This window comes from Lysinibacillus sp. FSL M8-0216 (assembly GCF_038595555.1).
GTDB lineage: Bacteria > Bacillota > Bacilli > Bacillales_A > Planococcaceae > Lysinibacillus > Lysinibacillus fusiformis.
This window is the reverse complement of record NZ_CP152007.1, coordinates 426,545-439,477: the sequence shown is the minus strand read 5'-3', so window position 1 is coordinate 439,477 and position 12,933 is coordinate 426,545. Positions and strand designations below refer to the sequence as shown.

The following is a 12,933-nucleotide window of genomic DNA, read 5'->3' as shown; positions in this document are numbered from 1 at the left end:
TTATCTGACGGTCATGACAAAATCTTCTCGTAATTTATATTTTTGAACCTTTCCTGAAGCAGTCATTGGATAATGATCGATAAAGAAAATATGTTTTGGGATTTTATGTCTAGAGATTTTATCCCGACAATATTCTCGAATCTCCTCTTCTGTTGCCTGCTCACCTTCTCGTAAAATAATCCAAGCTGCCGCTTCCTCCCCATACACAGGATCAGGAACGCCAGCAACCTGAACATCTGATATTTTCGGATGTGTATAAAGAAACTCCTCCATTTCACGAGGATATAAATTTTCACCACCGCGAATAATCATATCTTTTAAACGACCGGTTACACGGACATAGCCCGCTTCATCCATTGTTGCCAAATCACCCGTATGCAGCCAGCCATCTTGATCAATGGCAAGATCGGTTTCCTCTTGGTTTTTATAGTAGCCTTTCATTACATGGTAGCCTCTTGTACATAGCTCGCCTTGTTCATTTGTAGGTGCTTCCTCATTTGTCCCAGGAACTACAATTTTCGCCTCTAAGTTTGGTAAGGCACGGCCAACCGTCTCCACCTTTAGTGCTAACGGGTCATCCGTTCTCGTTTGCGTAATAACTGGGGATGATTCTGTTTGACCATAGCAAATCGTAATATCTGTCATACCCATTTTCTCAATCACTGCTTTCATTACCTCTATCGGACAATTAGAGCCCGCCATGACTCCTGTCCGTAGAGTTGAAAGATTGAAAGACTCAAAATTCGGTAAATTAAGCTCACTAATGAACATCGTTGGTACGCCATGTAATGCTGTGCACTTTTCTTGCTGAACCGTCCTTAGCACCTCTTCAGGTGAAAATTCTTGTACTGGCACCATCGTTCCACCACTAGTTGTAATTGCTAATGTTCCAATAACACAGCCAAAACAATGGAAAAATGGAACAGGTATGCAGAGGCGATCCTCTGCTGTTAACCGCATACACTCTGCAATGTTGACCGCGTTGTTCACTAAGTTAAAATGTGTAAGCATCACACCTTTAGGAAAACCTGTTGTACCAGACGTATATTGAATATTAATCACATCATCATAATGAAGAGATTGCTCTCTTTGTTCTAATTGTTCCTCGGTCATCTGATCAGCCGCTGCTACTACATCGGACCAATTTAATACACCGGGATACTTAGTCTCGCCGATTAAAATAACATTTTTTAATAAAGGTAGTCGCTTTGATTGCAAATTACCTGGTTCACAATGTTCAAGCTCCGGACATAACTCTTGAAGTGTATGGATAAAAGAATGGTCTCGATAATTTTCAATTAAAAATATCGTTTTGGCATCAGACTGCTTTAATAAATACTCCAACTCACTAGCTCGATAATTAGTGTTTACCGTAACGATTGGAGCTCCCATTTTCCCTGTACCAAATTGAAGCTGTACCCACTCAGGAACATTGGTCGTCCATACAGCAATATGGTCTCCTTTTTCAATTCCTAAAGCCATTAAGCCCCTTGCTACCAATCGCGCTTGACGATTTAGCTGCTCATAAGTCATTCGGAAATTTCTATCAGCATAGACCAAAGCCTCGTTCTGCGGGTACTTTTTAGATTGTTCATCTAGCAATTGACCAATTGTTTGATACACAAGCTCTGCCATGAAGATCCCCCTTGTTTATGCTATTAAACTTCTTTCAGCAATGAGATGAATGCGGATTTAAGCTACTTTTCAGCAGGTGTCTCGGTATCAGAAAGAAGTGCTCTATGCAGCACAAAGCTGATCCCAGACACAATGAGTTGAAAATCATTAACAGCCAATTAAACGAGAAATAACAAGACGTTGAATTTCAGATGTTCCTTCACCAATTTCCATTAATTTAATATCACGTAAATGACGTTCTACATCGTATTCTTTCATATATCCAGAACCGCCATGAATTTGAATGGCTTGATTACACGTACGGAAGCCCATTTCAGAAGCAAATAATTTAGCCATTGCTGCTTCTTTACCAAATGGTTTCTTTTGATCTTTTAGCCATGCCGCTTTATGTACAAGCGTACGAGCAAGCTCTATTTCCATCGCCATATCTGCTAATTTAAATTGAATGGCCTGTAGCTTCGAAATAGGTGCACCAAATTGCTCGCGTTCTTTTGCGAACTTCAGTGCCTTCTCATAAGCCGCCTGTGCAATTCCGACAGAAAGAGCTGCAATTGAAATACGACCACCATCTAAAGTGTTTAAAAACTGGCTAAATCCTCGCTTTTCATCGCCTAATAGATTGGTTCTAGGAACGCGAACATTTTGTAAAACAATCTCACATGTATTAGAACCTCGGACACCCATTTTGTCGTAGTTACAATTAATCGTTACACCTGGAGTATTCGTTGGCACAATAATAGAAGAAATAATCTTTTTGCCATCCTCACGTTTACCAGTCACCGCAGTTACAATAATTTGTCGAGCGTATCCTGCATTGGTAATCCAGCATTTTTCTCCATTAATAACGTAATCATCTCCATCAATGACGGCTGTAGTGCGTGTACCGCCTGCATCTGAACCTGCATTAGGCTCTGTTAAACCGAATGATCCTAATGTCTCACCCTTTGCCAATGGAACAAGAAATTCCTGCTTTTGCTCCTCCGTACCAAAGTTGTAAATTGGCGAAGCTCCTAAGCTAACAGCAGCTGCATAACTTAAGCCCGTGCCCCCACATGCACGGCCAATTTCCTCTACAGCTAAAGCGTAGGACACCGTATCACCACCTGAGCCACCATATTCTTCAGGAAATGGGATACCCAATAAGCCTAGTTCTGCCATCTTTTTAAAGCTTTCTATTCTCATCGTCGATGTCTCATCAACCTCACGAGCATACGGTTTAATCTCTTTCTCAGCAAAATCACGTACCATGTCTCGAATCATCACTTGCTCTTTTGTTAATTCAAAATTCATCCCTAATCCCCCTAATGTCAAATTTGCCATAGTAGATTTAGCTCAAAGATAATTTACTTCAAGTAAATACCGACTAGTCGGTTTGTAAAAGCAAATAATAAAACCAGTGTTTTCTACTGGCTACCCCTTTATCATAAATTGCTTTGCTTCATCCATTGCTTGTTCTGTCACAATCGCACGCAATACCATGTCGGTAAAAACATCTGTAATTTGCTCCATAGTTAATGGCCCAGATTGCTTAAACCATTTATATGTCCAGTTAATCATCCCCACAATCGCCATCGTAACAATGGTACAAGGCAATTCTGTACGAAAAACTTTCGTTTCTTGGCCTTCTGCTATCACTTTTTGCAAGATGTCCCGATAATGATCTCGTTTTTTATGAATAATCTCACTATACTCCTCTGAGAGTGAACGACTTTCTTCATAAAAGATTGTAATATGCGCTTGATACATATCAAATACTTGTGTCAGCGTTTGTAGCATCGCACATAACCGTGTAATGGGCGTGCCGTATTTGTCATATGCATCCTGTGATTGTTGAATAACATACGAAATAAAGACATCATGAATTTCATACAGCAATTCATCTTTTGATTTAAAATTATGATAAAATCCACCCTTTGATGCCCCTATATATTCAACGATACGATCAACAGTTACATTGTGATAACCATCCTGCTGAAACAGCTCAACTGAAGCCTCTACAATTCTTTGCTTTAATGTTTTCTTTACCATAGGCCCTATCATCCTTCATCTAGCTCTATACTCCATCACCCCTTATAATCAGGAAAAACAACTCTCTTTCATAAAAGTATTCTTTTTTTTCCTAATTATAAAAATACTATGACAATATAAATATAGCATTCTCAAAATTTGGTGTCTAGCAACAAATAGATTTTTCCTTTTAAAACGAGCATAAAAATAACATTAAACAGAATTTAAAGAACCACAAACACATACATACCATATGTGATCCAACTCAAATTCATGACAATTTTTTATATCCGCTTTTCTTTATCCATTAAAACCATTTTCCACTGCTGTTCAACTGCTAACCCCCTCAACCTATGCTATATTTATTAACATGGAACTATGAAAGGGTGTTAACAATGGCAAAAAGCGTAGTAATTGCTGAAAAGCCTTCTGTAGCACGTGATATTGCGCGTGTACTGAAGTGTAATAAAAAGGGAAATGGCTTCCTTGAAGGAGATAAATACATTGTTACTTGGGCGCTTGGACATCTTGTCACACTAGCTGACCCAGAGAGTTATGATGTGAAATATAAAACGTGGAATCTTGAAGATTTACCCATGCTACCTGAACGCTTAAAGCTGTCGATCATTAAACAAACAGGAAAGCAATTTAATGCGGTCAAAAGCCAGCTTATTCGCAACGATGTTCATAATATCATTATTGCTACTGATGCCGGACGTGAGGGTGAATTAGTAGCTCGTTGGATTATTGATAAAGTAAAAATCAAAAAGCCACTTCAACGTTTATGGATTTCATCTGTAACTGATAAAGCGATTAAAGATGGCTTTGCTAATCTAAAACCAGGGAAGGCTTATGATAATCTTTATGCTTCGGCTGTAGCCCGCTCTGAGGCAGATTGGTATATTGGACTGAATGCTACACGTGCTTTAACTACCCGTTTTAATGCACAATTGAACTGTGGTCGTGTACAAACACCAACAGTAGCGATGATTGCCTCTCGTGAAGATGAAATTAAAAACTTTAAAGCTCAAACTTATTATGGTATAGAAGCTCAAACAACGGATCATTTAAAGCTTACTTGGCAGGATCGAAATGGTAATAGCCGCAGCTTTGATAAAGAAAAAATAGAAACATTAGTGAGAAAGCTTGGGAATAGCAATGCTACCGTAGCAGACATTGAAAAAAAACCTAAGAAATCATATGCACCAAGCCTTTATGATTTAACAGAGCTGCAGCGTGATGCCAATAAAATCTTTAGCTACTCTGCGAAGGAAACATTGAATATTATGCAAAAGCTTTACGAACAACATAAAGTGTTAACTTATCCACGTACGGATTCCCGCTTTATTTCTCAGGATATCGTTGCTACTATACCTGAACGTTTAAAGGCATGTGGTATTGGTGAGTATCGCCCAATCGCTAATAAATTACTAGCTAAACCGATAAAACCAACAAAAGCCTTTGTTGATGATAGTAAGGTTTCTGATCACCATGCAATCATTCCAACAGAGGGCTATGTGAATCTTTCTGCATTCTCAGATAAGGAACGTAAAATTTATGACCTTGTCGTGAAACGCTTCCTAGCTGTGTTACTTCCTGCTTTCGAATATGAGCAACTAACGCTGCGTGCAAAGATTGGTGATGAAAGCTTTATTGCTCGTGGGAAAACAATTTTATCCGCTGGTTGGAAGGAAGTATATGAACATCGCTTTGATGATGAGGACACAGCAGATGATGTGAAGGAGCAAATACTTCCACGCATTGATAAGGGAGATGTGCTAAAAGTTAAACTGCTTGCTGAAACATCTGGTCAAACAAAACCACCAGCTCGTTTTAATGAAGCAACATTATTATCAGCCATGGAAAATCCGACAAAATATATGGCGACTAATGATAAAAAGTTAGCAGATACATTAAAATCTACTGGTGGGCTTGGTACAGTGGCAACACGCGCTGACATTATTGATAAGCTTTTCAATTCATTCTTAATTGAGAAACGCGGTGGCAAGGATATTTATATTACTTCTAAAGGCCGTCAATTACTGGATTTAGTGCCAGAGGAATTAAAATCCCCTGCCCTCACAGCAGAGTGGGAGCAAAAGCTTGAACTTATTGCAAAGGGCAAGCTCAATAAAGATGTATTTATTAATGAAATGAAAAACTATACAAAAGAAATTGTCACGGAAATTAAGGGCAGTGATAAAAAATATAAACATGACAATATTTCTACTAAGTCTTGTCCAGATTGCGGTAAACCAATGCTCGAGGTAAATGGCAAAAAAGGTAAAATGCTTGTCTGCCAGGATCGCGAATGTGGCCATCGTAAAAATGTGTCACGTACTACTAATGCACGCTGTCCGCAATGTAAGAAGAAATTAGAATTACGTGGTGAAGGGGATGGCCAAATTTTTGTATGTAAATGTGGCTATCGTGAAAAACTTTCTGCCTTTGAAGCAAGACGGAAAAAAGAAGGCGGAGGCAAGGTTGATAAACGTTCCGTACAAAAATACTTAAAGCAGCAAAATAATGAGGAACCTGTAAACAATGCACTTGCGGAAGCCTTAAAAGGTTTAAAGTTAGATTAACGATAAAGAGCAAATTCACACCGAATGTGAATTTGCTCTTTTATTATGCATACTCAAATCCACTAAACATATCTTGAATTAACTGAATATTCTATATATAAAAGGAGGTTTTTAATGGAAGCAAAAAATTTTAGGCCTCGTAATGTGATTTTTATGACGATTGTTGTTGGTGTATCTGTGTTAATTGGTCAAGCTATTTATGTCTTGTTTATTGATGTACCATTCCCTTAATAGAGATTTATATCTTTAAGCGACTGAGTAGATATTTTTCATTTTCTTTGATTTCTGAATGATTAGGTTTCCATTTTCGTGCCTCTAGGTTATGTTGATAGGCGTTTTCGAATAACCGTAACTCCCTATATAACAGACTTAGTTGTAAATGAGGTAGCCATGTTGAGTAAGCTCGTTTTTGAATAGTCATTGAATCGACGGAAGCTTGTTGCAAAGCTTGGGAGTACCAATAGATAGCTTCTTTATGTTTTGATTGCTCCATAAAAAATTGGCCCATTCGGCAACATGCTTCTGGCTTTGGTCGATCATACAAAAAAGATTGTAAAATAGCTTGTTGAGCGTGATGATCATCCTGTAACAATCGATAGCATTCCCCTATATGCAAACATGCTTCAATGCGATCATCTGTAGCACCTAATTCGCTATCTAGAAATGTATTGTATTGATTTATGGCTTCTAAATAACGGTTATGCAGCTTTAATTCATTTGCATAATGAAATGAATCCCTTGCTGAAAGAGTATGTCCCTTTTGAATTAAACCTTCGTAGATACATAAGTTGCGATGAATATCCTTTGTTAACGGTAAATGTGTGACAGCTATATCACTGTGAAGGTGCTGACCAGATACCTTTAAATATTCATGGACAGCGCCCTGCCATTGAAAGTGATTGCCTCTTTTTACTAGACGATACTTTCGCTCACTGCACTCCACTACCCCATCGTCATCTAGTACTAGGTAATGATCCATAGTGACGGTATCAACCGTTGGATACAATGATTGCTTTAGTAGTAATAATTTATGTTGGTTTTCCTTTGTCATAATATCGTCTGCGTCTAGCCATAAAATATAATCTTTTGTTGCCTGCTGAAAGGAAAAATTGCGTGCATTTGCAAAATGATCACACCATGGAAAATCAAAAATGCGAGAGGTATAATTTTGGACAATATCTTTTGTACGATCAGTTGAGCCTGTATCAATAATATTCATCTCATCCACTATATGCCGAACCGAATCTAAGCATCTTTCAATCGTACATTGTGCATTTTTAACAATCATACATAAACTAATCGATACCATCTGTCCCCTCCTTATCATGTAGTAATATACTATGCTAGTTCATCCATTTATCAAAACAATTTTTCGATATCATCTCACTTTTAGGGCTGACATGGGAAATAAAAAAAACGAACGCTATCCACGCTCGTTTTTTCGTTCTATAAATATTGCTCACGCCACATCAATTGTTCTTTATCAGTAAGTTGTTGTTCTAGACAGTGGTCCCATTGATTTAATAACATATTCCACACACGAACAAATAGTATATCTTGCTCCTTATCGTAAAGGATAAATTCTAAGCATGGACTATCATTAATTTGTTGGGCTTCTACTTCAACAACTCTTGCGATTATTCTTTGTGAGTTGCCTGTGTCTTCTTTATCCACTTCTTGTAAGGCAGCTATAATGAGTGATTCATCAAATTGCTCCTGTTGTTCAGCTTCCTTATCTACATAACGATAAAGCTCTGGTAACTCATCGTATTCATCATTATTTACATCACTAGTCAAAAATGATTGATGACAAGGACTAAAGTAAAGAGTGGATGCTTCTACCTCAAGCTCCTCTTCAAAGATACCTTGTTCAAGCTGTTGCTGTCCTTTTTCTGTTAGCTTAAAGAAGCCTTCCTCATTTTTCATAAGACCTACGCGAATCATTAAAGACATCAGGTCTTCGATAAATAATGGATCTACAAGCAATAATTCGCTCAATTCTTCCACATTTCCAAAATCCGCCTCTTGAATGCTCAGTAGCAGCATGGTCATTAAGACATCCATCGTGGAACGGCGAACTGGCTCGTACGTTACATCCACTGTACGAATTGGAATACACCATTCAGCAGTTTTGACAATTTTTATATTGCGATTTTGTTGCAGCTCACGCATTAATCGTTGCTGTAATTTTGACACTCTACATCACCAATCCTTCATGATTACGCAAGCCTTCGTAGGATTTTACAGTATTTAATAACTGGGCATACATATCTCTTGTATCTTGATGTTTTGCACGTTTCGCAAACATGTCTGCACTTCCTACAAGTAGTAGTAACTCCCGAGCACGGGATAGAGCTACATTTAAGCGACGATAATCTCTTGCAAAGCCAATATCTCCACCTTTTGGTGTATTACGAACCATACTGACGAGAATTACGTCCATCTCCATACCTTGGAATTTATCAACTGTCCCCGTTCTAAATTGTAAATGCGGCAACTGTAGCTCCTGCTGTAGGAGACGATTTATTTTCTTCACTTGCTCACCGTAGAAGCTAATGACTCCAACACTTTTCAAGGCATCCTGTGGCATACGCCCTGCTTCTTTTGCTGCCTTCACTGCATCATTTAGATCTAGCAAAATACGACGAATTATTTGTAATTCCCCTTCATTATAACGGCTTGTGCCTCCCTTTACCTGTTCCTCTAAATAAGGTTTTTCAGTTGGAATATCAATCCATAATAAATGGTCATCACGTTTGACAAATTGTCCCTCTAAGCCATGATCTCTCGCCGAATCTGAGTCTGGCAAGCCACATTGCAAGCCATTTTCTTCTTGCGCGTAAAATGGGGTAATACTTTGCATAATTTTTTCATGCATGCGGTATTGAAGAGCTAGCATTTGCTTATGGGTTTGAGGCAGATTATTGAATAAGCGCTCAAATAATGATTCACGTAGTAAACTTTTCAATTCTTGTGCGCCTTCAAAATTTGGATTTTCCTCTAGCATCGCCTTCAATGTTTCCTCCAATGTATCGTCACCAAGTAGGGGTGGTAGCTGGTGATGATCCCCTACCAAAATAACCTTTTTCCCCTTCAGCATTGGTAATAATAATTCTGGCGGTGTTGCCTTTGAGACTTCATCAATAATGACAACATCAAAGGTTGGGTAATTTTCCATAAACTCTTTACTCGCCGAAGCTACACATGTGGTACCAATAACATTTGCATGTCGTACATACAATTTTCTAATTTCATCTAAATCATATTCAGTAGCGTTTTGTAGTTTTTCTCGCCATTGCTCTTGCAATTTTTTTCGAAGCGGTAGTTGTTTTTCCTGACGCTGTAAATCTTCAATAGCTTGCTTTGAAGTTTGAATAGCTTCTCTAACCTCTTCTGCTGTTCGCTCTGGCGTCGACTGCAATAGCTTTGTGAATGTGGCCAATTGCTTTTCCTTTTTCAATCCCGCAACATTGATTTCCTTTAACCGCTCTTCCATCTGTGATAGCAGTAGGTCTACTTCCTCCAAGCTAGCTTGTACGGTTTGAAGTGAAGCTTGTTTTGGTACTAATTGAACTCTAGCCTTTTCAACTCGTTCTAGTTGCTGATTGGCTTCCTGAAGAGACTCTCGTAATTGTCCCTTAAGAATTTTTAAATATTCAACGGATTCCTCTGGTACTTCTTCTAATAGGAAGTTGCTTGCTAGCTGTTGTAATCGCTCTGTATGCTGTATAAATGGCTGCAATTGCCGCTGAATGCTTTGTACATCAAAGCTTGTAATGGCACACTCTTGATGCAGTAAACTAACAAGATTTTTTCGGAATGACTCGTATTCTTCGTCTTTATGGTCTTGTTGCTGTTTTAGTGCCATTCCTTTTTGCCATACAAAATCACGACGCATATAGAGCCCCAGCAAATAGCTTTCAATTTCATGAATGGCAGGCGTTTGATCGTCTTGAAACGCCTTGTTTAATTGAGCAAATACACCTGTAAGGTTTTGTAAAGAAAAAGATTGCACAGGCTGTAATCTTCTTTTTGCTTGCGCTTGCTCCTTCACCTCATCCGTCACTAACGCCTCTAGCTTTGCAATGGCTTTTTGGAGACGACTATTAATGGTAGACCATGCCTCTAAATCTTTTGCATCCTCTAGATGTTGTATTCGATTCATTTGCTGCGAAAGGACATGAGAAGGACGAATTTGATAATGCTGTAAATATCGTTGGATACGCTCATAGGACGTCAATGTATGGACATACTTTTGCGCTTCCTTCATGATGATGAGACGATTATTTTCTGTTTCATATTTTTCTTGTATATCTTGGAATTGAACTGTTAATTGCTGTTTTTGCTCCAGCAATTCTTTATATTGAACAGCTGCCTCTAATTGCTCCACTTTTTGTGAAGTCTCTTGAATGGTAAGCTGTAGATTTTCAATTGAAGGATGATCAGCAAGTGTCTGTTCAAGCTGCTGTATAATGGGCTGTATTTGTGCGAGCTGCTTCTCATAATGTTCTTTTTGAGCTTCATATGTCTGTTGCTCTGTTTTGGCAGCTTTTAAGTCTTTTTTTAACGCCTGAATTTCCTGCTGTAAAATTGGTTCTTCAATAGCAGCCTGCTCTTTAGCGGCCATTTCCTGCGTCAATTCCTCAAGCCATAACTCTAATTTTTCAAGCTCAGCTATTGCTTTGGTCAAATTGTCCTTGAACGTCTGCTCACGTTCAGGAAAGACCAAGATTGCTTCTTCAATTGCTGTCAATGTTTGCTCACGCCACTGCAGAGCTACATTTTCTTCAATAAATTTTTTTCCCTCTTCCTCAATACTTTCCGTTCTACCATAGCGTAAAATTCGAATTTCTTGATTGGAAAGAAGCCGTCCTAAAGCATTATCTACCGCTAGATTTGACTGAGATGCAACAAGTGTTTTTAAACCAGCTTTCACATTTTGCTGACAAATCTCTGAAATGACAGTTGTTTTCCCTGTACCAGGTGGACCTTGTATGACAAATAAATCTTCAACGGATAAAGCGCCTAAAACCGCTCGTCTTTGATATTCATTTAAATTATTATGAAATTCAATATCTTCTTGTAGCTTCGATGCTCGTACAGAAGGACGTTTTTCAAATAGGATCGTCTCTAAATTAGGATTAACAGCCTCGCCCTTTTCTAACTTGGTAAAGCCATTACGTAATCTTCTAATTTGACTTAATGTTGCAAAGTTGCTGAAGCTCGCTTGTTTCGAACGAAGATTAAGCTGATCCTTGCGAGCTAATTCTTGTGTAAAAGGCTTTAAATCAATTTCAACTGTTTGCTTTCCAGCATGAGTCTTCAACACTTGTCCTATTTCACCACGGACACCTTGAATACTAACACTCAAGCCTTCTAATTGCTTCCATTCCTTATTCTTTATGTAGGGACAAACAAGCGTTAAGCGTGTAAAGTCTTCATTGAAATAGCTTTGCTTAAATTCACTATGAATATCGTCAATAGTCGCATCGCGTTCTTGTATTTTTAAATAACCTTCCCAGCTAGCAATACGTTTTTTTACATATTCAGTCCGTTCTTCCGCAATCGGTAGCTGTCTAATTTTCGTATGAAGCTCAAGTGGAACGCCTGCTCCGTTATTAGGCTTTGTAACAAATTCCAGTGCTGCTGCTAAACGGCGATTTGTGTTAATCGGCCCTCGCATATGCACAAAACGAATATTTGTCGCTAGCAACCCTTCCAGCTTTAATACACAGTCCATAATCACCGTTTTCTCGGAAATACTATCACTTAATTTTTCATTGTCTTCAGCATTAAAATAGATAGATAAAAATATTTCACCCACTGTTTTTGCTTTGCGTTTTTCAATGTAGACTGTAAAAGATCTTTGTAACGCAAAAAAGGCATGCTCGTTTGCTGAGCATTCCTCTACCGCTTCCTTTGCCTTATTAGTCAAAATAAGACAACAGCGTTGTTTTTCTAGTAAAGCGATGTCCTGCATGAGCAGCCCTCCTTCCAGTGTCACTAAAGTTTTATTTTATCACATACTAAAAGAATACTTACAAAGAAAAATCCCCTGCACAGTGATTTCTTACCACCGTGCAAGGGTACTATTAATGTTGATCGATTGTTTCCTTCGGTAAGTTCTTGCTCATCTCACAGTATTGAACAAATACACGCGCTAATTCACGTAAGCGGCTATGAACATCCTCATCCACAATATGATTATCTGCATCAAAATGGGATGTATGTGTATACACATAGTTCGGTGTAACAAGAGCACGGAAGTAGTCTAAAATAGGTTTTAATTGATTTTCTACAACTAGGTGGTGTTGATATGTGCCGCCATTTGCAACTATAGATACAGGTTTATAGCGCATTGTTTTAGGGTGTAGGAAGTCAAATGCATTCTTCAAAACGCCCGGAATTGATGCTTGGAAAATTGGCGTTGCAATAATATAAGCATCCGCTTCCTCAAATTGTTGGATCATTTTCTTCATATCCTCATTTAATGGTGAGCCATCAACAATTTGATGTTTATATTCACTAAAATGCATCATTTCTAAATCGAAACTCGCATCTAATTCTTTAATATATTGTTCCACTTGCTCTAAAATAGCACCGGTTTTTCGACCAAACATCGTGCCATCAACGAGTAAAATTTTCATCTTTACTTTGCCTCCACATTCATCTTCTACAATAATATTGTAACAAATGAAAAGTGGCT

8 protein-coding genes are annotated in these 12,933 nt (G+C 38.4%); 1 reads left to right on the top strand and 7 read right to left on the bottom strand.

The features are described from left to right. From MKX57_RS02090 to MKX57_RS02080, 3 genes are all read right to left on the bottom strand, one after another. Window positions 1-1,635 (bottom strand): AMP-binding protein, encoded by a 1,635-nt coding sequence (locus tag MKX57_RS02090; protein ID WP_342550712.1) that lies wholly within the window; start codon window positions 1,633-1,635, stop codon window positions 1-3. 147 nt (window positions 1,636-1,782) lie between these two features. Then, complete coding sequence (locus MKX57_RS02085; RefSeq protein ID WP_008176128.1) at window positions 1,783-2,925, bottom strand: acyl-CoA dehydrogenase; 1,143 nt, start codon at window positions 2,923-2,925, stop codon at window positions 1,783-1,785. Window positions 2,926-3,045: 120 nt separating this feature from the next. Then, entirely contained in the window at window positions 3,046-3,663 is a 618-nt protein-coding gene (locus tag MKX57_RS02080) for a TetR/AcrR family transcriptional regulator (RefSeq protein WP_043990086.1), read from the bottom strand. 374 nt (window positions 3,664-4,037) lie between these two features. Between MKX57_RS02080 and MKX57_RS02075 the strand changes: the two genes are divergently transcribed. Continuing rightward, window positions 4,038-6,227, top strand: a complete 2,190-nt coding sequence (locus MKX57_RS02075) for a DNA topoisomerase III (protein ID WP_096363472.1) — start codon at window positions 4,038-4,040, stop codon at window positions 6,225-6,227. Window positions 6,228-6,465: 238 nt separating this feature from the next. Here MKX57_RS02075 and MKX57_RS02070 read toward each other — a convergent pair whose 3' ends face one another. From MKX57_RS02070 to MKX57_RS02055, 4 genes are all read right to left on the bottom strand, one after another. Then, complete coding sequence (locus tag MKX57_RS02070; protein WP_043990087.1) at window positions 6,466-7,536, bottom strand: glycosyltransferase; 1,071 nt, start codon at window positions 7,534-7,536, stop codon at window positions 6,466-6,468. A gap of 137 nt (window positions 7,537-7,673) precedes the next feature. Further along, a complete protein-coding gene (locus MKX57_RS02065) occupies window positions 7,674-8,423 on the bottom strand; it encodes a hypothetical protein (RefSeq protein ID WP_008176137.1) in 750 nt (249 codons plus the stop codon). Between the two features lies 1 nt (window position 8,424). Continuing rightward, entirely contained in the window at window positions 8,425-12,207 is a 3,783-nt protein-coding gene (locus MKX57_RS02060) for an AAA domain-containing protein (RefSeq protein WP_342550711.1), read from the bottom strand. Between the two features lie 112 nt (window positions 12,208-12,319). Then, window positions 12,320-12,874: an NADPH-dependent FMN reductase gene (locus MKX57_RS02055; protein ID WP_008176141.1), complete on the bottom strand. Its 555-nt coding sequence runs from the start codon at window positions 12,872-12,874 to the stop codon at window positions 12,320-12,322. Window positions 12,875-12,933: the final 59 nt, after the last annotated feature.